At 24.4% G+C, this 22,288-nt stretch carries 24 protein-coding genes and 1 pseudogene; 19 read left to right on the top strand and 6 right to left on the bottom strand.

Features of this window, described 5'->3' with window-relative positions; genetic code table 11:
• Positions 1-7: 7 nt before the first annotated feature.
• A complete protein-coding gene (locus BLS00_RS06555; protein WP_091403890.1) occupies positions 8-1,381 on the bottom strand; it encodes a GGDEF domain-containing protein in 1,374 nt (457 codons plus the stop codon).
• A gap of 221 nt (positions 1,382-1,602) precedes the next feature.
• On the opposite strand from BLS00_RS06555, the gene BLS00_RS06550 reads away from it, so the two are divergent.
• Positions 1,603-1,812 (top strand): DUF6485 family protein, encoded by a 210-nt coding sequence (locus BLS00_RS06550; RefSeq protein ID WP_091403888.1) that lies wholly within the window; start codon positions 1,603-1,605, stop codon positions 1,810-1,812.
• Positions 1,813-1,824: 12 nt separating this feature from the next.
• A complete protein-coding gene (locus tag BLS00_RS06545) occupies positions 1,825-2,523 on the top strand; it encodes a class I SAM-dependent methyltransferase (RefSeq protein WP_091403884.1) in 699 nt (232 codons plus the stop codon).
• A 13-nt stretch (positions 2,524-2,536) separates the two neighbouring features.
• Here BLS00_RS06545 and BLS00_RS06540 read toward each other — a convergent pair whose 3' ends face one another.
• Positions 2,537-3,214 carry a class I SAM-dependent methyltransferase gene (locus BLS00_RS06540; RefSeq protein ID WP_167849031.1) on the bottom strand — a complete coding sequence of 226 codons (678 nt, stop codon included), beginning with the start codon at positions 3,212-3,214 and terminating at the stop codon, positions 2,537-2,539.
• 93 nt (positions 3,215-3,307) lie between these two features.
• On the opposite strand from BLS00_RS06540, the gene BLS00_RS06535 reads away from it, so the two are divergent.
• The 3 genes from BLS00_RS06535 to BLS00_RS06525 all read left to right on the top strand — a co-directional run bounded on the left by BLS00_RS06535 (position 3,308) and on the right by BLS00_RS06525 (position 6,538).
• Positions 3,308-3,550, top strand: a complete 243-nt coding sequence (locus BLS00_RS06535; protein WP_091403876.1) for a hypothetical protein — start codon at positions 3,308-3,310, stop codon at positions 3,548-3,550.
• On the top strand, positions 3,547-4,521 hold the full coding sequence (locus tag BLS00_RS06530) for a hypothetical protein (protein ID WP_091403873.1): 975 nt from the start codon (positions 3,547-3,549) through the stop codon (positions 4,519-4,521). Before BLS00_RS06535 ends, BLS00_RS06530 begins: the two co-directional genes overlap by 4 nt.
• Before the next feature lie 217 nt (positions 4,522-4,738).
• On the top strand, positions 4,739-6,538 hold the full coding sequence (locus tag BLS00_RS06525) for a GmrSD restriction endonuclease domain-containing protein (protein ID WP_091403870.1): 1,800 nt from the start codon (positions 4,739-4,741) through the stop codon (positions 6,536-6,538).
• Between the two features lie 369 nt (positions 6,539-6,907).
• Here BLS00_RS06525 and BLS00_RS06520 read toward each other — a convergent pair whose 3' ends face one another.
• A complete protein-coding gene (locus BLS00_RS06520; RefSeq protein WP_091403867.1) occupies positions 6,908-7,675 on the bottom strand; it encodes a DpnI domain-containing protein in 768 nt (255 codons plus the stop codon).
• A gap of 342 nt (positions 7,676-8,017) precedes the next feature.
• On the opposite strand from BLS00_RS06520, the gene BLS00_RS10730 reads away from it, so the two are divergent.
• Together BLS00_RS10730 and BLS00_RS10725 are read left to right on the top strand one after the other, a co-directional pair.
• A complete protein-coding gene (locus BLS00_RS10730; RefSeq protein WP_218119801.1) occupies positions 8,018-8,632 on the top strand; it encodes a type II restriction enzyme in 615 nt (204 codons plus the stop codon).
• Complete coding sequence (locus BLS00_RS10725) at positions 8,633-9,193, top strand: DUF7226 domain-containing protein (RefSeq protein ID WP_218119800.1); 561 nt, start codon at positions 8,633-8,635, stop codon at positions 9,191-9,193.
• 283 nt (positions 9,194-9,476) lie between these two features.
• Here the strand turns inward: BLS00_RS10725 and BLS00_RS10915 are convergent.
• From BLS00_RS10915 to BLS00_RS06500, 3 genes and pseudogenes are all read right to left on the bottom strand, one after another.
• A pseudogene (locus BLS00_RS10915) lies at positions 9,477-9,677 on the bottom strand (DpnI domain-containing protein); the annotation flags it as partial.
• 145 nt (positions 9,678-9,822) lie between these two features.
• On the bottom strand, positions 9,823-10,698 hold the full coding sequence (locus BLS00_RS06505; protein ID WP_091403865.1) for a nucleotidyl transferase AbiEii/AbiGii toxin family protein: 876 nt from the start codon (positions 10,696-10,698) through the stop codon (positions 9,823-9,825).
• Between the two features lie 99 nt (positions 10,699-10,797).
• Positions 10,798-11,505, bottom strand: a complete 708-nt coding sequence (locus BLS00_RS06500) for a DUF6577 family protein (protein ID WP_091403863.1) — start codon at positions 11,503-11,505, stop codon at positions 10,798-10,800.
• Between the two features lie 306 nt (positions 11,506-11,811).
• Between BLS00_RS06500 and BLS00_RS06495 the strand changes: the two genes are divergently transcribed.
• The 12 genes from BLS00_RS06495 (at position 11,812) to BLS00_RS06440 (ending at position 22,268) form a co-directional block, all read left to right on the top strand.
• Positions 11,812-13,293: a restriction endonuclease subunit S domain-containing protein gene (locus BLS00_RS06495; RefSeq protein WP_091403860.1), complete on the top strand. Its 1,482-nt coding sequence runs from the start codon at positions 11,812-11,814 to the stop codon at positions 13,291-13,293.
• Between the two features lie 2 nt (positions 13,294-13,295).
• Positions 13,296-13,868 carry a restriction endonuclease subunit S gene (locus BLS00_RS06490; protein WP_091403858.1) on the top strand — a complete coding sequence of 191 codons (573 nt, stop codon included), beginning with the start codon at positions 13,296-13,298 and terminating at the stop codon, positions 13,866-13,868.
• 13 nt (positions 13,869-13,881) lie between these two features.
• On the top strand, positions 13,882-14,535 hold the full coding sequence (locus BLS00_RS06485; RefSeq protein WP_091403855.1) for a hypothetical protein: 654 nt from the start codon (positions 13,882-13,884) through the stop codon (positions 14,533-14,535).
• A 588-nt stretch (positions 14,536-15,123) separates the two neighbouring features.
• Positions 15,124-15,420 carry an Rpn family recombination-promoting nuclease/putative transposase gene (locus BLS00_RS10825; protein ID WP_091403853.1) on the top strand — a complete coding sequence of 99 codons (297 nt, stop codon included), beginning with the start codon at positions 15,124-15,126 and terminating at the stop codon, positions 15,418-15,420.
• A 17-nt stretch (positions 15,421-15,437) separates the two neighbouring features.
• Complete coding sequence (locus BLS00_RS06475; protein ID WP_091403850.1) at positions 15,438-16,067, top strand: Rpn family recombination-promoting nuclease/putative transposase; 630 nt, start codon at positions 15,438-15,440, stop codon at positions 16,065-16,067.
• A gap of 139 nt (positions 16,068-16,206) precedes the next feature.
• Entirely contained in the window at positions 16,207-16,569 is a 363-nt protein-coding gene (locus tag BLS00_RS06470; protein ID WP_091403849.1) for a DUF6438 domain-containing protein, read from the top strand.
• Positions 16,570-16,611: 42 nt separating this feature from the next.
• Positions 16,612-17,676, top strand: a complete 1,065-nt coding sequence (locus tag BLS00_RS06465; RefSeq protein WP_091403847.1) for a hypothetical protein — start codon at positions 16,612-16,614, stop codon at positions 17,674-17,676.
• A gap of 136 nt (positions 17,677-17,812) precedes the next feature.
• Positions 17,813-19,420 carry an AAA family ATPase gene (locus BLS00_RS06460; protein ID WP_091403844.1) on the top strand — a complete coding sequence of 536 codons (1,608 nt, stop codon included), beginning with the start codon at positions 17,813-17,815 and terminating at the stop codon, positions 19,418-19,420.
• Positions 19,417-20,445: a 5-methylcytosine restriction system specificity protein McrC gene (locus BLS00_RS06455; protein ID WP_091403842.1), complete on the top strand. Its 1,029-nt coding sequence runs from the start codon at positions 19,417-19,419 to the stop codon at positions 20,443-20,445. The genes BLS00_RS06460 and BLS00_RS06455 overlap by 4 nt, the downstream gene beginning before the upstream one ends.
• Positions 20,446-20,595: 150 nt before the next feature.
• Positions 20,596-20,928 carry a nucleotidyltransferase domain-containing protein gene (locus tag BLS00_RS06450; protein ID WP_218119799.1) on the top strand — a complete coding sequence of 111 codons (333 nt, stop codon included), beginning with the start codon at positions 20,596-20,598 and terminating at the stop codon, positions 20,926-20,928.
• Between the two features lie 406 nt (positions 20,929-21,334).
• Entirely contained in the window at positions 21,335-21,523 is a 189-nt protein-coding gene (locus tag BLS00_RS06445; RefSeq protein WP_091403841.1) for a hypothetical protein, read from the top strand.
• A gap of 247 nt (positions 21,524-21,770) precedes the next feature.
• Entirely contained in the window at positions 21,771-22,268 is a 498-nt protein-coding gene (locus tag BLS00_RS06440; RefSeq protein ID WP_091403836.1) for a hypothetical protein, read from the top strand.
• Positions 22,269-22,288 lie beyond the last annotated feature (20 nt).

Genomic DNA, 22,288 nt, shown 5'->3' with positions numbered 1-22,288 from the left:
TTCTGCTTCATTTTTTGTATTTCATTTTATACATCAAATTATCTACTATGTTTAGGTTTTCTTCAATAGTTAAATTTTTGTCTAACTCCAGCAATCCATAAGAAATAGAAAGTTTAAAAAGAGAATTTTGAAGTTTTATGTTTATTCTGTCAATAATCTTTTTTGCTTCTGACAAACTTGTCTCGTTTAAAACTATTAAAAATTCGTCCCCACCATATCTTGCTAAAATGTCAGAATTTCTTATACAATTAAAAATTGTTTCTGCAAAGAAAACTAAGCATGTATCTCCATAATTGTGTCCATGTTTATCATTTATACTTTTAAAGCCGTCGATATCTACAAAAATCAAAACATATTTTTCACCATATCTTTTAGCTTTTTCCAGCGCATTTTCTAAGTATTCGCCTAAAAAAACCCTGTTGTAAGCATTAGTAAGCTTGTCTTTTATGGCGAGATCATATATTTTTTCTTTCTCGTTGTTCAAGTCTTCATACAACTTTGCAAACTTTAAAATGGATAAAATAGTATATGAGAGCTCTTCTAAAATTTTTATTTCAGGTTTTAAAAAGCTATCATAACCTTTTCTTTCAAATAAAATGGCCCCTTTTAAACCATTACCAACATCAAAAGGAATTCCAAATACCGAATAAACTTCTGGTTTTGAAGCGTGAAATATTTTAAATCCTTCCTGCATATCTATTTCTAAAGAATTTTTTATGTAGATACTTTGCTTTTGAGTACTAACATATCCAGTTAAAGAATATTTTGGCAAATATAAATCGGAAAGGTCATGAGCTTTTATTTTACCAAAATTAATGTACATAAAGTCGTCATCTTCTAATGAAATAATAAAAGCATCCAGCATCATTTCTTTTTCTAAAATGGAAAAAATTTGATTAAAAACATCATAACTTTTAAAGTTTGAATTTGAAAGAATTTCAGTAGATAGTTTACTTATGTTTTTTAAAAGTTCAAAAAATTTGTTGTTCATAAGTTTAAGATTTTTATGAAGAGGTTTTAAAGTGAATACATTGTATTTTTCTCCGTTGTGTACAAAACCAGTATAAAAAAGTTCCAAATTACTTTTAGAAAGGGCCATCGTATGATGTGTCCTATCTTCATTATCATTTGAGTTGAATTTTTTATACTTTTCTAATAAGTTCTCTAAAAAAGAATATTTTTTATAAATTTGAAAATCTTGATTATAGTTTTCGTTGATATCTAACAAAGTCTTATAGGAAGCTTCTATTCCCAAAGTGTTAAGATAATTTTTAAAATTTTTATTAATATGCCTTACTTTATCATTTTTCAAGACTAACAGGCCTACATTCTTGCTCTGCATTATGTTTTGGAAAATTACGCCTATCTCTTCATTTGTCATAAAATAAGATCCTCTCTAAACTTTATACAGACCAAAAACATTATATCACAATTTACATTCAATTACAACAGTGTAAAGCGTATAATTATTTTTATTATTAAACACATTAAAAATCTTAAAGTATTGTTTACAAAATTGAATTATATCCGATTAATAACAAATATGAAAAATTAGACCACTTATTTGCTATAATAGTAAAAAGAAAGTTAGGAGATGAAAAAATGAAAATAGATTTTTGCACATGTGAAGATTTTGACTGTCCAAATCATCCATCAAACCATGATAAAGGGTGTACTCTTTGTATAAAAAAGAATTTAGAACTTAACGAAATACCAAGCTGTTTTTTCAAGAAGATAAACAAAGACTTATCAGATCAAGAAGATTTTACAATAGATGGTTTTGTGAAATTATATAACATTAATAAAAAATAAAGGAGGAATAAAATGTATAAAGATATTTCCATTTATTATGAATATATATTTCCTGTAAAACCCTTGAAGATAGATTTTATAAGCGATATATCGAAAGATAAAAAGAATGTTTTGGACATAGGCTGTTCTACAGGAGAGTTGTTAATAAAATTAAAAGAAAAATATCCTGAGAAAGAATTTCATGGTTTGGATTTAAACCAAAATATGATTGAAATAGCAAAAAGAAAGACAACTAACATAGATTTTAAAACTGGAGATATGATGGAAATTGAAACTATTTACTCTAAAAATTTTGATTTGATAATTAGTTTAGGTAATACGTTAGTCCATATAAAAAATAAACATAAAAAAATATTTTTAGAGAAAGTATATAATAAATTACAAAATAATGGAGAGTTAGTTATACAAATTCTGAATTATGATTATGTTTATCAAAATAAAATTGATGAACTGCCATTAATTGAAAACGATAAAATAAAGTTTGAAAGATACTATGAATTTGAAAATGATGCCATTATTTTCAAAACAAAACTATATGTAAAAGATGAAAATAAAAAAATAGAAAATGGAATTACCTTGTATCCAATCAAGAAAAATAAATTAGAAAAATATTTAAAAGAAGTTGGGTTCAAAAATATAAATTTTTATGGTAATTATAAAAAAGAAAATTACAGTAATTCTTTACCACTTATATTACATTGTAAAAAATAGGTGCATAATGGTATTAGGGCAAGAGCTTATTTCTCAAAAGCCATATTCTATTTTTTTTATTAGTATTTTTAAAATATATAAAAAACTTATCTTCTACACGAAATTGCGATTTAATAATTTCCTCAAGATTAGAATCAGATAAATTGTGAAAATATAGTCCAGAAGTTTCGAGATAAAAATTTTTTTGTAGCTCTTCTTTAAAAATCTCTTTATTGCTTAAAACATCTTCGCCTTCTATATAATCATTCAGTTTGATCAATATTTTTCCATCTGGTTTCACAATTCTGTGAATCTCTTCCAAAATAAACATTCCGTCTTCAGGTAAAACATTGTCCAATATATTTGAAAGAATAGCAGAATCAAAAAAATTATCTTGTATTTCATTTAATTTGAGATGATTCCCTTTTTCTATAATATAACTATCTATATTATTCTCTTCAAGGTTAGCCATTCCTTTTTGAACAGCCTCTTGGCTGATATCAATACCTAACCCATTCTCAATACCCAAATAATAACTTCTTGCCAAAAAAACTCCATCTCCACAACCATAATCCAGAACACTGTCAGAACCTTTTGCTAACCAATTCAAAGCCTTTTCCAATTCTGGATAAGGTAAAGGTTTATCTAATTTTTTTGTATTTTCGTTTGAAAAAACATTGTTCCAAAACTTTATAGTATCGTCATAATTCATAATTACATCTCCCTTTGTATATATTATATCATTGAAAATTTGTATCATAAAAGTTAAAAATGTTATAATTTAAATAAAAAGGGGGTGATTTATATGGGATTAATTGAAGACTATATAATCTCTTTAGTTAATCTACAGGGCATTATTCAAAAAGACATGGTTATAAAAATATATAATCGCCAAAATGATGACAAAATAAAAAATATAAGCTTAACAGAAATGAAAGTAGATAATCAAAAACTAGATGAAGAATATCTTACACAAAATAAAATAGAAGCAGTAGATGATTATTTTGTGCATTATGTAGTAAATGAGACGAAATATTTGAAAAATTGAAAGGAAATAAAGAAGAAGCTCCGTATTATATTCCTAAAAAAGAAATTCTACTCAAATATAAAGATGACAAATATTTTGAAGATTATGAAGAATATTATGATTTGAAAAATTATATAAAAGAAAATTACTTAGATGATGAAAAAAAGCTAAATGATGTAATGGCAATACTTCGTAATTTAGTAAAAATATACAAAAAAAATGATGATTTAGTAGAAACTTTTAAAAATGAATTGAATATTGAAAATATAACTAAAAATTCTCTTACAACTTTATCAGAAAAATTATTAGAGTTTACTTTTCACACAAAATCTTGGTGGAAAAATGGTTATTCAACTGAAGAATTACTAATAATTATGAGAGAATCGAATGATAAATACAAAAAAAGCGAAAGTGAGATGAACGAAGTAGAAAAATACTTAGTCGCTGCTGTAAATTTATATGGAACAATTCATAAAGATAAATTTATAGATATTTACAATGTTAACGATGCTCTAATAAACTATGAAGATACAGTGGAATACCTAAAAATGAAAAAAAATAAACCATATTACATACCAAATAAAACTGAATTTATAAAATATCTTGATTCATATTACTTTGAAAAAGACAAACATTACTACGAGCTACTGAATTTTGTAAAAAAAGAAATAGTAAAAGATGACAAAGAATACGCAGAAGAAATATTAGACGACATACAAATAGGCTGTTCTATGTCGAACAAATTCAGCACAATAATTAACGAATTCCAAAGAAGGGGAATCATTTTTGATAGTGAAGATCAAGTAAGAAAATTATCCGAATTAGTCATAAAATTCTATAACAATACAAGAATGTGGGAAAACAACGGACACACTCCAAAAGAAATAAGAAGATTATCAAACTTAAATAAACCTAAAAAGGAAATCGGTAGAAACGATCCATGCCCTTGCGGTAGTGGCAAAAAATGTTGTATGAATAAAGAGAAAAATTGAAAGAAATAAAAAATAAAACTAAGCATCCTTTAAAAGGATGCTTTTTATATAGATAATAACCAACACTTGCCAAAATGAAATCAATATTGGCAATTGTTGGATAAGAAAAATTATTATTGAATCTTTAGATAATAAAATTAACCTATCAACTGTTTAACTAATTAACATAGTTTTGTTGTAGAATTTAAGTGAAGTTAGAAAATAAGGAGGATTAAAAATGTCAAAGTACGAAGTTAACAATAATTCAATTGAAACTATTTTATCTTGGATCAAATCAAAAGAAATTGCTATACCTGAAATTCAAAGACCTTTTGTTTGGGATTCATCAAAAGTAAGGGATTTGATAGATTCATTATACAAGGGTTATCCTATAGGATATTTGATCACTTGGAAAAGCGCTGAAATAAAATTAAAGGATGGTTCAAAATCTGAAGGCAGAAAAATAATTATAGATGGTCAACAAAGAATAATGGCTCTAACGGCTTCTTTATTAGGACAAAAAGTTATAAACAAAGACTATAAGAAAAAGAATATTACTATTTCTTTCAACCCAAAAGAAGAAAAATTTGAAGTGGCCAATCCAGCAATAGAAAAAAATAAAGAATGGATATATGACATTTCATTAATTCACAAAGAACAAATCAGTACAAGGCAATTGACAAGAAAATATTCTAAGTTAAATGGAATAGAAGACATAAACGAAGTAGATAAGATAGGGGATGCATTAGACAACCTATATCATATAAAGCATAAACTTATTGGTATGATAGAATTATCTCATTCTTTAGATATAGAAACAGTAACAGAAATTTTTATTAGAATAAATTCAAAAGGGGTAGAACTTTCTCAAGCTGATTTTGTCATGTCAAAAATAGCTGTTAATGAAACGTTCAAAGGAAATACTATAAGAAAGATTATTGATTATTTTTGTCATTTAATAGAAAACCCAACTGATTTCGATATTATTTTTAATAATGATAAAGATTTTGCTAATACTGAATACCTCAATAAAATAAGATGGGTATCTAAATATAACGAAGACGTATATTCCCCCGAATACAAAGATCTTATAAGAGTTGTTTTTGCTAAAAATTTTAATAGAGGTAGATTGACAGATTTAGTTAGCTTACTATCTGGTAGAGATTTTGAAACTAGGGAGTATAAAGAAGAAATAGTAGAAAATTCATTTTCAAAGTTAGAAGAGGCGGTACTAGACTTTATTAACGAAAATAATTTCAAAAGATTTATCATGATTCTAAAATCCGCAGGAATAGTTTCGAGTTCACTTATAAAATCAAAAAATGTTTTAAATTTTGGATATCTATTATATTTAAAACTAAAAGATAAAAAGGTAAATCCTGCAGAAATAGAAACTTATGTAAGAAAATGGGTCATTTTCAGTATATTAACAGGAAGATATTCTGGTTCGCCAGAGTCAGCTTTCGATTATGATATAAAAAGAATTGAGCAAAATCACGTTGAATTTATAAGAAATGAAATAGAAAATGCTTTATTTGATAACTTTTGGGAAAATATACTACCTTCTAAGTTAGAAGCATCATCGAGAAGAAGTCCTTTTTTTAGTGTTTTTATAATAGCTCAAGTTAAATTAGGAGATAAAGGTTTTTTGTCAAAAGATATTACTGTTAAAGATTTAGTTGAGGAAAAAGGTGATATACATCATATTTTTCCTAAAAAATACCTTCAAAAAAATGGTTTTAATACTAGTTCCATCTATAACCAAGTAGCAAATTATGTATATATGCAATCGGAGATTAACATAAAAGTAAAAGATAAATCTCCTCAAAAGTATTTCAATGAACTTCTAGAGCAATGTAGAACTAAAGATAGTATATATGGAGGAATAATTGATCAAAATGATTTGAAAGAAAATTTAGTAGAAAATGCTATACCTTTAGAAGTATTTGAGATGACTTTTGAAGACTATGATGATTTTCTAAAAAAAAGAAGAAAGTTTATGTCAGAAAAAATCAAAAAATATTTTTTTAGTCTATAGTTTTGTAAAGATACCTCCAAAGTAGACAGGTAATTAATAAAAATTACAAAACTGCTTTGGAGGTATGTTAATTATGTCGATAAGAGGGAAATATAGAAAATAAATATAAAAAGTATGTGAAAATTACATGAGTCTGTAAAATAAATTGTGTAAAAACACCGAATAGGTAGTAAAATAAAACCAAAGAAGGGTTTTTTATTTTACACATTTTTTTACACTCTCAAAAATCTTCTGTTTTTTATGCATTCTTGCATATCAAAAATGAAATGACTATGTAAATGCGAATATCAATTTTGAACTGTATACAGCTTATTGAATAATTCTTATGTGATTTTAAAGAATCATAAAAAATCACAAATGGTTATAATGTCATAAAATTTTATATTTACCTTTTCCAAGAAAAAGTATAAATTTTTTGTCTCTTAATATTTGTAATTGTTGTCTTATTTTTGCTTTTATATTTTTGTTACTTTGATGTCTAGTTTGAAGAAAAGATTCAAAATTATATATGTCTCTTAAAGAAAACTCATTTTTATTTATTTTATCAATGCAATATAAAATATCATAAATCCAACTTCTTTTTTTTAAATCATTCATGATGTTTGAAAAATTAGTTTTTTGCCATTGTTCTTTAACAGCGGAATTTTCAATTTTAGTACTATTTTTAATATAATATATTTTTGAAAATTTAGGAATTTCAGATATTAATATATTACATCCCACCCATCCTTTTCTACGGGCATTGCTACTTAATGGTTTTCTTTTTTCAATTATTTCTGGTACAAAAATATCTTTTGATACACCAAAAAAGTTATTTATAATATAATTTTTATTATAAATTAAGAAGAAAAAATTTGGATTATTAATACTTGTAATTCTATCTATCATAGTAGAATAAGATCCATCAATTATTTTTTCCCCTTCGCTTTGACCTTTTTTAGCTTTTAATTCATAATCTTCTTTGCATATATCACAAAAAAAATCTGCAACAGGTCTATTATTCTCATATTTTTTTAAATTATTACCACAATTTGGGCAAAATATATTTTTCTGGACCCATTTTTCTGTTATTACTCTTGTTATTTGGCTTTTGCTTTTATAATTTTTTGCTATTGATAAATCAAGTTTATTAATCATAGACTCCTCCAAATGCAAAAACATTAATAAATAAATGTCTTATTTACTATTATTATAAAACAAATTTACGTTAATTAATTAAACAGTTGATAGGGTTAATTCCTCATATCTTGAGTTGACTCAAGAAATAAAAAAATAGCGCTAACAAAAAGATCATTAAACGATTATTCAAAAAATTGTGAGGAATTGAAATGTTGAAAAGAAATAGACTTGAAGAGAAGAGAGTTTATAACGCAAAGAATTATTTATTTGAAAAACAAAAAATACTTGATGAAATAAATAAAAAAAGGCTATTTTGATATCGAATCATCAGTAATAAAAGAGTATAGAGAACCAAGGCTAATGACAAAGTTTGATCACAAAGTTAACTTGCCTCAAATCTTTCAAAAAAATAAACTTTCCATATTGCCTTTAACTAGACGTTCTTATAGAATAGGACATTATGATATCTTTAAAGAAATTAAAGATATAAACAAAAAGATAAAAAATTTTCAAATACCTAATAATATAAAAAGTATTGACCCAAAAAATTTATATTCTGAAACATCTGTATTACACTCTGCTTATGCAACAGGGATGCTCCATGATTTATTTAATATTGAAAATAATGATTTTCTAATTCCAACTATCTCTGGAAGAATGTCTTCCAAAAATTTTGAGTTTAACATAATAAATCAAAAATCTGGAAAAAAAGATAGAATTGAAGTAAATAATTCTCAAATAGAAATAGACGCTGGATACGAATCAAAAAATGAACTAATAATAATTGAAGCCAAAAATTTTAAGTCAGAAGATTTTGTTATAAGACAATTGTATTATCCGTATAGATTATGGAAATCCAAAATAGACAAAAAAGTAATTCCTGTTTTCCTAAATTATTCAAATGATATTTTTTCTTTTTATGTATACGAGTTTGAAACCTTAGAAGACTACAATTCATTAAAACTTATAGATTAAATGAGATACAAGATCTCTTCAAATGAAATATTAGAAAAAGATATAGTAAATATATTGAAAACAACAACTATTAAGCAAGAACCAAATATACCTTTTCCTCAGGCGAATGATTTTGAAAAGGTTGTAGATCTTTTAGGTTTTTTAAATGATTCGGAATTAGAGCAAGAAGAAATAACTTTGAACTTTAGCTTTGATCAAAGACAAGCTCATTATTATACTCGAGCTGCCAAATATTTAAATTTAGTTGAAAAGAAAAATAATAAATATCAATTAACGAAATTGGGTAATAAGATTATAAATAGTGATTTTAAAGATAAGTATTTATCACTTATATCTAAAATATTAGAGCATGAAGTATTCAATAAAACTTTAAAAAAATATTTTAATGATAATAATAATATTTCAAAAAATGATGTAATAAAAATAATGAAAAAATCACAGATTTATAATTCAAAAACCAAAAATTTTGAAAAACTTTCAGAATCCACAATTGAAAGACGTTCACAAACAGTTCTTAAATGGATAGAATGGATAGTAAAACAAATTTATAAAAATGATTAATAGATTAATTATTTTACAGAGAATTATTCATAAAAAACAGGAGTCTGTAAAACAAATTGTGTAAAAAACACCGAATAGGTAGTAAAATAAAACCAAAGAAGGCTTTTTTTTATTTTACACATTTTTTTACACTCTCAAAAATCTTCTGTTTTTTATGCATTCTTGCATATCAAAAATGAAATGACTATGTAAATACGAATATCAATTATGAACTGTATACAGCTTATTGAATAATTCTTATATGATTTTAAAGAATCATAAAAAATCACAAATGGTTATAATGTCATAAAATTTTATATTTACCTTTTCCAAGAAAAAGTATAAATTTTTTGTCTCTTAATATTTGTAATTGTTGTCTTATTTTTGCTTTTATATTTTTGTTACTTTGATGTCTAGTTTGAAGAAAAGATTCAAAATTATATATGTCTCTTAAAGAAAACTCATTTTTATTTATTTTATCAATGCAATATAAAATATCATAATTCCAACTTCTTTTTTATATTAAATTCTAACCAACAATTACCAAAATGAAATCAATATTGGCAATTGTTGGTGCTATAATAAATTAATAGTTTCATATAAATAGAAGAATGCTTCTGGATTTATTTTTTTAATTTTATTTAATTTATTTATTTTGTATTTTCAATAAATTTATCATTTAAATTTTCACCTTTTTTAAACTTTTTGATTTCAAGATTATTATTTTTTAATAATATAGAAATATATGCTGCTTTAGCCGCATATGTATAAGATGAATTTAAATTAAATGAACCATCTATAACATAAGAGTTAAACCTTTTAATTCCATTTTTTAATTTTAAAAAACTTTCTCTATTTAAATATCCATTATGACATAATGTAATGGAAGTCTCAAATATATCATTTAAAACATCTATACTATTTATATTTAATTTTCTATATTCAATTTCTTTTGCAGCTATTTTTTCAAATGTTTTTTTTACTGATGTTAAATCTTTTGCATAATCGAAAAGAATTCCAATATCAAACATTTGTTTAATTATTTCTAAATTTTTATTAGTGTCATAAAGAATACCTGTAGTACTTGGAGCAAATGCGGTTAATTTATCTCCTAAAATATCTTCAACACAAGGAATATCAACTTCTAAATAAGGCTCTTCTGTAGATATGAATTCACAGTTAATATCTTTTTTGATAATATTAGAATAATTATTTTTTTCATATAAAATATCTAAAAGAATATATTTCTCAGAATTGTCATAAAAAGAATTATAAAAAAATTTATAATGTGATTTTGGTATATTATGATTATTTCTTCTTATTTGTTCTTCATATTTTATAAAAGATGAATCATTAATTAAATTATTAAAAAAATTATCTAACTTATCGGATTGATTTTCCAAAATAATATCTACGTCAATTGAAAATCTGTACAATTTATCAATAAGTAAAGTTAATGATGTGCCTCCTTTAAAAATAAAATCCAATTTTACTTTTGAGAGACTTTCTAATAAAGTTAAAGCCATAATTACTCTTTAAATTAACAACGGATCAGCTTTAATAAAATTTTCTTTCAAATCATTTACCCATTCTTTAGAATAAGTACTTTTATTTATCATTTTTTATCATCCTTTTATTTCTGAAAATAAATTTTTTGAAGATCTTCTTTTTAAATAATTATTTAATGTATTTTGATTTATATTATATTGTTTGCTTATATTATTAAAAATATTTGTCATTTCTTTACCTTGGTAAAAATAAAAAAGATTTTTATCAACTAATAAATCTACTAATATTTTTTCTAATTTAGGAGTTTTAATTCCTTCATAGTTTATAATAGGTGATCTACTAATAATATTTTTAACTATTATGCATTTTTTCTTACCTATAATATATTTTTCTATATCTTCTTTATCAGGATCTAAAAAAACTGAATTATAATTTTGTTTTAGTTCATCAAATACAAACTCTTTAATATCTTTATCAACTTCAATAATAATTAGTTTAGAAAATGGTTGATGTTCCATGAAATCATTTAAAAATTTACTATCCCAAATATATATATCTGAATACATAAACTTATTATTTAAGAAATTATAAATATTTTTTACCTCATCAGAAATAAAAGGTTTATTATCCTTTTTATTATTCATTATATATTTCCCTCTACCTACCGAATGAATAATATTGTTTGATTTTAGCTTATAAACAATCCATCTAATTGTAGAATCAGGAACATCTTCTTCTAGAGTATGATAAAATTCTCTAAATTCCTTTAAATTAAATGTTTTATTATGTTCTAACCAAGAAATTATTTTATTGTAATTTTTCAAAATGATCACCTTTCTTTCAAAAAAAGTTGTAAATAAAAATTAATTAATTCATATAAATTATATCATTATTGCCAACAATTACCAAAATAAATCCAATATTGGCAAAAGTTGGTGAGGTAATATTAAAAAACTAAAAAAAATATATATAATTAATAAAAATAATTATTAATTTTAATTATTAACACAAAATATTATTTCGACATAATAAATTAACATATAAGAAAAAATTACGCAACTTAAGATGTAGTATAATCATACTAAAAAATATCGTAGTATATAAATACTAAAAAATTAGGAGGGCTATATATGAATTATTTTGAAAGAATTCAGGACCTCGCAGAAGAAAAAGATATTAATAAAGTATTTGATCAAGTGATCAATTATTATGAGAAAATCCAAAAAGATGAACCATTAGAAAACAAAGAAAATGATAAAAAGATTTATGATTTAATAAAAGAAAGATATGATGAAATAGACCTTTTTGAGGTTTATAGAGAATATATAGAGGTGTATTTAAGAAGATATGATGGAGTTTCGCATAAAGCATATGCATATTACTCAAACTATATAAAAGAATTAACAAACCACAGCAAAATAAAAACAGCACTAATCTGTGACTCTTATGATTTTTTAGAAATTATTCCAGAATTACTCACTAAATTCAAAAAAATAAACTTCACTTTACTCTCACAAAATAGTGATCTTCAAAAAATCACATTACTAATGCAAAATAAATATAAAAACATAGAAATAAAAGAATTAGAAAAATATGATTTAGTAATTTCAAATGTTCATGGATTAGCGTATAAAATAAGTAGTTCTCAAACTGATTATGAATTTGAAAAATATATTTCTGAAAAAAGAAAAAATATATCCAAAGAAATAATATGGAATTACCAAAAATCAAAGAAATACATAAACATATTAACAGAACCAACTATATTGAAAGACGAATATAACTTCACAACAAAAGAATTCATAAAAGAGAATTCAAGCATTCAAAAAATAATAGATTATTCTTACTGGAATGCTAACAATAATGTAAAAGAAAAAATGTTCTTTGAAATGACTACAGATCCATCTGAGCAAAATCAAGTGGATATTGGAAATTCTGCGAGAAGAACAGTAGCGATAGAATTTGATTCTTTATTAAATGATTATCATCTCTCCAAATACGACAATATAAGACCTATAACAAATTACGAAGAATACTTGAAAGAATTCGACAATGTAAAAAAATTAAAAGAAATAGCAGATATAAAAATCACATCAAAAAGAATATTTTTTGGTGCTAATGGTGACATAGAAATAAAAGTAATCCATCCACATAATATTAAAGATAAAAACGGTATATTTGAATATTATTCATATAAAAATGAAAATGTACATAAAAAAATCTACGATAAATTGAATTTTGTAAAAAAAGGTGATATACTGATCCCAACATTTGGTAGATTACACAGGATAATAAAAATAAATGAAGATCACAAGAATTTGACCTGTTCACATTCATATGCAATACTAAGAATAAAAGACCAAAAAGCCATAAAACCAGATTATGTATATTCTTTTTTACAAACTGATATGATGACTAAAAAAATAAAAACACTCTCATATAACAGGTTGATGCCAACAATAAACCCAGAAGAACTAAACGAAATAAAAATACCCATAGTATCATTAGAAAAACAAGAAAAATTCACAAAAGAATTCTTAGAAAATAAGATAGAAAACAGAAAAACACAAGAAAAATTAGAAAGATTAGTCAGCAAACTAAAAGGGGCATAAAAATGAAAAGCAAAACAACAAAAAAACTAAAAGACATTGCATATTTAAAAAGAGGATATAATATAATAACAAGAAATTTATACGATGATAATGGTGATTATTTCCTTGTTAATTTGGGGAACATAGATGATTTTGGGGATGTTGTGTACGATGGATTAAAAAGAATTACAATCCCAGAAAATAAATTGAAGAATTTTAAAGAAAAATATCTTTTAGAAAAAGATGATATACTTCTTACTTTGAGAGGTAGAGCAGGTAAAACGGCGTTTATAAAAGAAAATGTTGATAAATTAACAGTCTCCTACAACTTTTTAATTATCAAAGTAAAAAATACTGAAGAAATTCTGGTGAAATACTTATTTTATTATTTAAGAAAAGAAAAAAATGTTAATAGGATAAGAGATTTATCTACCAAAAAAATAATAGATGTTGTATCCACAAAAGATATTGAAAATTTTGAAATAACATATCCAGACATTGAAACTCAAAAAAAATATGTAGATGAAATAGAAAAAACAAAAAAAGAATACTTTGAGGCGAAAGAAAAATATGAAAGATTAATAAAAGAAATCTAAAAGGGGTGATCCTTTGATAAATTATAAAATACTTAATCCTCATCTGAGAAATGGTTATGATGGAATTGACAAAATATGTAGAGTAAAACACAATTTTGAAAAAATAGATACATTTTATATACTCTTTGCTGCAGTAGAAAAAAAGTATTTATACAATAAAATAAAATTTAATCCAAAAGTTTTTAACAAATTAGTTAATAACTTTTTATCCTTTGCGTTAAATGAAGACATAGAAGATAATAATATAAATAAAAATTTAGATAAATATATTTATCGATACATAAAAAAAGAGAAAAATAGAGAAGAAATAAGATTAGAAGATATATACTTTATATTAGAAAAATTTTCTGAATATTCTGGATATAATGTACATATATATATTTCTTTGGAAATTTATATAAAACTTGGTTATTTACACCTATCTATGCACAATGGAGATATAACTTTAGACGAAGAAGCAGATAGAATATTAAGAGAATACCATTTAAGAATACACAAAATTCTACCTCCAGAAGACAATAACGATTATTCTCATTATGAAGAAGATGACAAAGCATATAAAAAATATTTTGGTAAATATTATTATTACAAAGCATACAGCGAAAATTTTAATTATCTTTTAGAAATAATGGAATTTGAAAAAATGATAAAACCATTATACAAGTAAAAATCAAAAACCTGCATCTGTTAATGGATGCAGGTTTTTAATTATGATTACCAAATAAAACTAAATCAAGAAACAAATTTTAAAGTTAGTCTTATGTCATGTCGACTAAACGAAGTGCATGGAGACATCTGATCAGTAAATTTCACGTAGTGAAATTAAGTTTTTAAAATCATTCATTTTTCTGCGAAAATTTACTGAAGAGTCCTTTCGACAAGCTCAAAGTGACATACACAAAAGCTTTTAACAATTGTATTTTTAAACAATAAACCAACAACTGAAATCACCTGTCATCCTGAGCATCGTCAAAGGGTATAATTTTAGCTAATCCCCTCTGAATGTGTTAGAGGGGACGTGCGAAGCACAGGGGTGTTTAGGCTCTTGATTTTTTTACCTTCAACTTCCAACCTCGATCCTCCAACAGAAATCACCTGTCATCCTGAGTAACGTCGAAGGATCTGTGATTTTTATACTATCAACCAACAACAGCAAATTTTTTTCTCACTTGACAGAAAAGGATATAATTATGTATAATTATACAAACATATTCACAAAAAATCAAACAAAAATTTGGTATAATTGAGGTGAGAGATGGGGGAAGAAATAAGAAAAATAATAAACCAACCACACGACACATTCTTCAAAAAAACCTTTGGGGATAAAGAAATATCAAAAGAATTCATAAAAACATATATAGAAGAAGAAATAACAAGAGAAATGGATCTAAATCAATTAGAAATAATAGATGGAACATACATAGACAAAAAGCTAGAAAAAACATATTCAGATATACTGTATAAAACTAAAATAAAAAATACAGATACTTATGTCTATATACTATATGAGCATAAAAGCTATCCAGATAAAAAACAACATTCCAACTATTAGAATACATAAACAAAATAATGAAAAAAACATTAAACCCAAAAACATCAAAAACAAACATAATAATACCTGTACTGATATACCATGGAAGTCAAAAATGGAACATGAGCAACAAGCTAATAGACCACATAGAAAACAGAGAAAAATATCCAGAAAAAATAAACAAATACATACCAAACTATGAATACGAAATAATAGAACTAAACGACAAAACAAACCAAGAAATAAAAGGACCGATACTATTAAAAATAATCTTAGAAACATTAAAAGCGATAAAACAAAAAGAAAAAAACAAATTTATAGACAACTTCAAAAAGATATTAAATCTAATGGATAGTTACGAAAAGATAGACTCACAAAAAGCAAGAGAAATATTTGGGTTTATAATATACTACATATTAATAACAAGAGACGATACAGATGAATATGAATTAAAAGAAATAGACATAAAAAGAGGTGATTTGATTATGACAAGAGGTAGACAACTTTATGAGGATGGAATTAAAAAAGGAATTGAAAAGGGTAAATTAGATGCTGCTAGAAAACTTTTGAATAAGGCTTTAGATAAAAAAACCATATCAGAAGTTACAGAATTATCAATTGAACAAATCAAAAAAATTGAAGAAGAAATGAATCAAAATAAGAATTAATACACTGCCTCCTTTAAATAGGAGGCATTTTTTAATTATTAAATAAAAAAGCAATAAAAATTAACCTATCAACTGTTTGATTAATTAACATGAATAAGGCATATAATTTTAGTGAATAAAATAATCAGGGGGTGTAATAATGGGTTATTTTGATGATGTGGTTAGAATAGATTTTGAAATAGGTGGATTTTTTGGTGGGTTTGAAACGTATACAATAAATTTCAAAACAAAACAAGCCTGTTTATATGAAAGGATAAAAGATAAATATACCAAAACAAAAGATCTAAGTGATGAAAAAATTAAAAAGATAAAAAACAAACTTGAAAAATTTGATATTGAAAATTGGGAAGATAGTTATGTTGAGCCTGAAATTTGTGATGGGGAAGAATGGGGTTTAGATATTTTATTTAAGAGTAAAATAAAAAGGAAAATATATGGACACATGAGATATCCAGATAATTTTGATAAAGTAGAGAATTTTTTTAAAAATATAATAAAATAACTTAAATAAAAATGAGTACTGAAAAAGATAGGGGGGCGTAAAATGAACAACGAAGCAATATTAAATAAAATCTATAAAGATAAATATATTGAAATTGCTATCGAAGCATATAAACTGTATATCGAAACAGATAATTATAAAATGATAGAAAAAAATGTGGACGATATGAATATAAAAAATTTCTGCAAAAATTTTGAAATTAATTTTGAAGATTTTGAGGTAAAGGATCTTAAATTAATAATAGATAATTTGTCTGAAAAATACAGTCTATCTAAATCTGAAATAAAAACTTTTCTACAATTAATGAGTGATGAAAACGAGTATAAGTTCAATATATATACTGCTATAAAATATTTGAGTCATCATTCACAGTTATTATATAAACTAAAAAATAATGAAAGTGACTTACTTGTTTACATAAATGATTTAGATTATGATTATTTAAAATCATTAAAAGACAAATATGCAAATAATGAAAAAGTAAACAAGATAAGACATGAAGTTATAGAACATCTCCTAGAGAATAAAAAAATAAACATAAATACGTTAGAAAACATAAAAGATAATATAGAAAAACAATATGATAAAAATATATTGCATAGTTGGAATAATTTTACAATCTTATTTCCTCTCTATTATTATAAATTTCAATTTAGAGTTCAAAATGAACTTTATAGAATTTCAGATTTTATAAAATCGATAAATAAAATAAATGAACAAAAATTAAAAGAAAAAATTGTTGGATTTTTTGGAGGTCAAAATTTTGGGAACGATTCTTCTTGGTTAGTTCTCTATCCTGAAAATAATAAAAGTCATAAAAATTCACAATTACTTGCTTTTGCTGTGGAAAATAAAGAAATAAAATTTGGCCTAGATTTTGGAAACAACATAAAAAAAGAAAGAGATATGGAAAAAGTAAATGTAGACCATATTGACTTTGACATTACCAATAAAATGAAAGAAAAATATTTGCAAGTTTATAATGAATTTATTAATTTTAAGCAGATGGAAAATAAATATGATGAAAATATAATAAAAACATTTATTCAATTTGAATTTATTGAACCAATTGATATATTTTTTGAAAGGGTAAAAAAATATATATGATGATTTAAATTTAAAAGAAAAAAACATAGCTACATATACCTTAACAAACACACAGGATAATAAACTTTCATTAACATTAAACAGTAGATTAGTATTTAGATTAGAGATAAAAAATAATAATCTATCTTTTGCTATTATGATTGATAAGGATTATTATTTTGAAAATAGTGATTTATTAAAGGATTATTATAAAGAAGAATTTAATAATAAAGGACCAGAAAGTTATTTAATATGGATTCCATTTAATGATATTGTAGATAAAGAAATGTTTTTTTTATTTGTTCAAATGAAATTATCATCAAAGAAATATTATGATTCAACAAAAAATTGCCCATATAAAAAATATGAGAATAAAATATTGTGGGATTTAGTAGTAGATGAGCAGTTGAGAGAAAAGTATTATAAATATTGTGATTTGAAAAGTTCTATTATTAAAACTACAAGACAATACTGTTGGTTAAATTCAAATCCATCAATTTGGTCGGTAGATAAGTTAGATATAGGTCAAGAAATAAATTATGAAACTATTAATGAAAGAGGGAATAAAAGGAGAATTTACAAACATTTTGAAGCTGCTAAAAAAGGGGATTTAGTTTTTGCTTATGAATCGACTCCAACAAAGAAAATAAAGGGACTTTATGAAATATCAAAAGAGTTAAACAATAATGAATTAAATTTTAGATTAATTAAAAAGTATAAAAACATGGTTTCTTATGAAGAACTGAAAGAAATTAATGATCTAAAAAATTCAGAACCAATGATAAACAATCAAGGTAGTTTATTTAAATTGACTCAAGATGAGTTTGAAATAATATATGATCTAATAGAAGAAAAAAATGGCAAAGAAAAAGAAAAAACACCATACGATTTTAAAACAGATCCAGACACACCATTTTTATCAGAAGAAAAATTCTATAACATAATAGAAATGCTAAAAAGAAAGAAAAATATTATCCTACAAGGACCTCCTGGTGTGGGAAAAACTTTTATAGCAAAAAAGATAGCTTATCAAATGATGGGTGAAAAGAACAATGAGAATATAGAAATGATACAATTCCATCAGTCATACAGTTATGAAGATTTTATACAAGGTTATAGACCAACTGAAGAAGGTGGTTTTGAATTAAAAAATGAAGTGTTTTACGAATTTTGTGAAAAAGCAAAAGGATTTCCAGAAGAAAATTTCTTTTTCATAATAGATGAAATAAACAGAGGAAACATGAGCAAAATATTTGGTGAACTAATGATGCTCATAGAAGCAGACAAGAGAGGACCAGAAAACAGAGTAAAAATAACTTACAGTGAAGATTATTTTTATATACCAGAAAATCTATACATAATTGGAACAATGAATACAGCAGATAGATCGCTTGCAATAGTAGACTACGCACTTAGAAGGAGATTCGCTTTCATAGATATAGAACCAAATTTTGATAATAAATTTGAAAACTTTTTAAAAGATAAAAAAGACTTTGAATATGAATTTATACAAAAACACATAAAATCAAAAATAATAAATTTAAACACAAAAATAGAAAATGACAACAACCTTGGAAAAGATTATAAAATAGGCCACAGTTATTTTTGTACATACAGCTCAAATAACAATAACCACAAAGAAAAATGGTTAAAAGAAGTATATGAATACGAAATAGTTCCACTGTTAGAAGAAATGTGGTTTGATGAACAAGAGCAATGTAAAGAAGAAAAGAAAAAATTATTAGAAGGATTAGATGAACAATGAATTTCAAAGTTCCAATAAAAAACATATATTTCATGCTTTGCTATTCTTGGGGTTTCTTGGAACAATTAGACGAAACAAAACTCGAAAGCATAGATAAACAAAACTTCTACGATTTTTTCACAGAAGTCTTGATCAAATCATTACAACCTTTAATCAAAAAAGGATTTGATAGAAATTACATACAAAAAAACGAAGAAATAAAAACTATAAAAGGTAAAATAGACTTCTCAAATACATTCAAAAAAATGAGCCTAAAAACAAAAGGAACGATTTATTGTGATTTCGAAGAATATAGTTATAACGTACTCCAAAACCAAATAATAAAAACAACAATAATAAACCTTCTAAAGATAGAAAAATTAGATAAGGATTTAAAACAAGAGCTACATAAAATTTCCATATATTTCAGTGAAATAGACAGAATAAAATTAGATCAAAAAATATTCAAAAAAGTACTCTTTCATAGAAACAACACAATATACAAATTCATAATAAACATATGCCAACTAATATATGAAAATCTTCTTTTAAACGATGAAAAAGGAGAACATATATTCAGATCATTTGAAGAAAATGAAGAAAAAATGGCAAGATTGTTCGAAGATTTCGTTAGAAAATATTACCAAAACCACAGACCAGAATTAAAACCAAAAAAAGAACAAATACTATGGAACTTTCAAGGTGAAAATTTTGAAATGCTCCCAATAATGGAAACAGACATTTCTCTATTAGACAAAAAATCAAATACAAAGTACATAATTGATACAAAATATTATAAAGATGCTATGAGAAGCAATTATAATAAAGACAAGTTCATATCAGCAAACCTATATCAACTATTCGCCTATTTAAATAATTATAATAATGAAAAGAATTACCAAATGAAGGGTATTCTGCTATATCCAGAAAACGGAAAAGAATTGGATTATAGTTATAAATATAAACACATGGACATTGAAATAAAAACAATAAACCTAAACCAAGATCATAAAAATATCAAAAAAAGATTAGAAGAAATAATATAAATTCCTGATTGGGGAGTTGAAGAAAAGAATTTTATAAAGTAAGGCGTATGTAATGTCGACTAAACGAAGTGCATGGAGACAACCCATAAGTCTATTTTAAAAAAATTTGATATAATTGAATTACAAATGATATTAATCCGAGGTGATTATATGAACAAAAATATACAAAATGAAATTGAAAAAATTACTAATAAAATAAAAGATACAGAAAATATAAAAAGAATATACCTTTTCGGATCATATGCTTATGGTAGTCCAAACATAGATAGTGATATAGATCTTTGTATAATCTCGGAAGGAAATAAAAGAAAAATAGAAATAATGAACGACATAAGAGAAAAAATTGGTTATTCTATTGATTACCCTTTAGATATAATAGTATATAAACCAGAAGAGTTTAATGAAAGAGCAAACTCAAAAACAAGTTTAGAAAATAAGATTTCTAAAAATGGAGTTGTTATCTATGAAAAAAGAGTATCTTAAATGGATGTAAAAGAGAAGATGCTGAAATAGCTTTGAAAGATATAATGAAAATTATTGATTTAATTAATAAAAAAATAAAATAAAAATATAGCCTCCTTTTTATGGAGGCATTTTTTATGCATTTTTGAATATCAAAAGTGAAATTGCTATGCAAAAATGAATATCAAAATTGAGCTATATGCAGCATTAGAAGGTTCTTATAAAGGATTAAAAAACTATAAAAAATAACAAAAAAGTGAAACATTTATTTATATAATCTTGAAAACACGTGTTAACACACGTCAGCAAATTTCATAAAAAAGAATAAATATAAGATAATATATCGACATCGATGTCTTTGGGTTTGAAAAGCTTCAGTAAGGGATAACTATAAATATATTAAACACCCAAAGGGGGAAATATGATTATGAAAGATAGTTTAGAACTAATAACGGCAAAAGTTTTCTCAAAAAAATATTACTTGGATTATAAGGATGTGTTATCATATCTGAAATTATCCAGAATAAAACCAATGTACAAAGCAATAAACATAACATTATACGAAGAACAAGAAATATATAACCACATAAAAACAATGGATCCAGATTTAGAATGAACAAAAGATAATTAATCATCTAAAACATATAACATATAAAAATAAAAACTAAAAATATGATATAATAATATTAAGAAAAATAAAATGATAGGTGATTAATCATGCGAAATAATAAAATTAAAAATAAAACAATTATTTAAGAGTTCTCCTTTAGGAGAACTCTTTTTTTTAATTAACCTATCAAGTGATATACAAATAAGTTCAATTTTCAACAAAATTGATTAATTAATTTTTTGGAGAGATTTTTGTGAAAAAAGTGTTATTTTTAAGTTTAGTTTTGGCGGTTAGTTTTTTGTTTGTTGGATGTACTGGAGGAATTTTTGCTTCAGACGAAGATTTAGCAAAAAATGCAGTTTTAGGTTTTTATAATGACTTAAGTGGTGATGAAGTTTCAGCTTCAAAAATAGTTGAAGATTATTTTTATATGGAAGGATTAACTGCTACAGAAACAGATCAAATAGCTGCATTAATGACTTTTGCAAGAAGTATGATGGAAGATCAAAAAGTTTCATTTGAAGTAAACAATGTGACTGTAAAAGAAGCACCAACTTCAGCTCCAGGAAAAGTAGAAAAATTAGCAGATGTTGAAGCATTAAAAAAATATGAAGATGAAAATATGGAAGATGATTTAGAAACTATGACCATTGCAAAAATAGAAGGAGCTTGGTATTTATATTATATATATAAAGAGAATAGCGAAATGCATAGTTACCCAGAAGATTTAGTATCAAGTGGAACAAACTGACAAACAAAAACGGATGATCT

The organism is Geotoga petraea (assembly GCF_900102615.1).
Taxonomy (GTDB): Bacteria; Thermotogota; Thermotogae; order Petrotogales; family Petrotogaceae; genus Geotoga; species Geotoga petraea.
Note: the sequence above shows the minus strand (reverse complement) of the source record. Positions and strands in the feature narration are given on the sequence as shown.

What these genes read in the sequence shown, in the direction of transcription:
- BLS00_RS06555 (WP_091403890.1), bottom strand. Translation starts at nt 1,381, where the DNA reads ATGACAAATGAAGAGATAGGCGTAATTTTCCAAAACATAATGCAGAGC.
- BLS00_RS06550 (WP_091403888.1), top strand. Translation starts at nt 1,603, where the DNA reads ATGAAAATAGATTTTTGCACATGTGAAGATTTTGACTGTCCAAATCAT.
- BLS00_RS06545 (WP_091403884.1), top strand. Translation starts at nt 1,825, where the DNA reads ATGTATAAAGATATTTCCATTTATTATGAATATATATTTCCTGTAAAA.
- BLS00_RS06540 (WP_167849031.1), bottom strand. Translation starts at nt 3,214, where the DNA reads ATGAATTATGACGATACTATAAAGTTTTGGAACAATGTTTTTTCAAAC.
- BLS00_RS06535 (WP_091403876.1), top strand. Translation starts at nt 3,308, where the DNA reads ATGGGATTAATTGAAGACTATATAATCTCTTTAGTTAATCTACAGGGC.
- BLS00_RS06525 (WP_091403870.1), top strand. Translation starts at nt 4,739, where the DNA reads ATGTCAAAGTACGAAGTTAACAATAATTCAATTGAAACTATTTTATCT.
- BLS00_RS06520 (WP_091403867.1), bottom strand. Translation starts at nt 7,675, where the DNA reads ATGATTAATAAACTTGATTTATCAATAGCAAAAAATTATAAAAGCAAA.
- BLS00_RS10730 (WP_218119801.1), top strand. Translation starts at nt 8,018, where the DNA reads ATGACAAAGTTTGATCACAAAGTTAACTTGCCTCAAATCTTTCAAAAA.
- BLS00_RS10725 (WP_218119800.1), top strand. Translation starts at nt 8,633, where the DNA reads ATGAGATACAAGATCTCTTCAAATGAAATATTAGAAAAAGATATAGTA.
- BLS00_RS06505 (WP_091403865.1), bottom strand. Translation starts at nt 10,698, where the DNA reads ATGGCTTTAACTTTATTAGAAAGTCTCTCAAAAGTAAAATTGGATTTT.
- BLS00_RS06495 (WP_091403860.1), top strand. Translation starts at nt 11,812, where the DNA reads ATGAATTATTTTGAAAGAATTCAGGACCTCGCAGAAGAAAAAGATATT.
- BLS00_RS06490 (WP_091403858.1), top strand. Translation starts at nt 13,296, where the DNA reads ATGAAAAGCAAAACAACAAAAAAACTAAAAGACATTGCATATTTAAAA.
- BLS00_RS10825 (WP_091403853.1), top strand. Translation starts at nt 15,124, where the DNA reads ATGGGGGAAGAAATAAGAAAAATAATAAACCAACCACACGACACATTC.
- BLS00_RS06475 (WP_091403850.1), top strand. Translation starts at nt 15,438, where the DNA reads ATGAAAAAAACATTAAACCCAAAAACATCAAAAACAAACATAATAATA.
- BLS00_RS06470 (WP_091403849.1), top strand. Translation starts at nt 16,207, where the DNA reads ATGGGTTATTTTGATGATGTGGTTAGAATAGATTTTGAAATAGGTGGA.
- BLS00_RS06465 (WP_091403847.1), top strand. Translation starts at nt 16,612, where the DNA reads ATGAACAACGAAGCAATATTAAATAAAATCTATAAAGATAAATATATT.
- BLS00_RS06460 (WP_091403844.1), top strand. Translation starts at nt 17,813, where the DNA reads ATGATTGATAAGGATTATTATTTTGAAAATAGTGATTTATTAAAGGAT.
- BLS00_RS06455 (WP_091403842.1), top strand. Translation starts at nt 19,417, where the DNA reads ATGAATTTCAAAGTTCCAATAAAAAACATATATTTCATGCTTTGCTAT.
- BLS00_RS06450 (WP_218119799.1), top strand. Translation starts at nt 20,596, where the DNA reads ATGAACAAAAATATACAAAATGAAATTGAAAAAATTACTAATAAAATA.
- BLS00_RS06445 (WP_091403841.1), top strand. Translation starts at nt 21,335, where the DNA reads ATGAAAGATAGTTTAGAACTAATAACGGCAAAAGTTTTCTCAAAAAAA.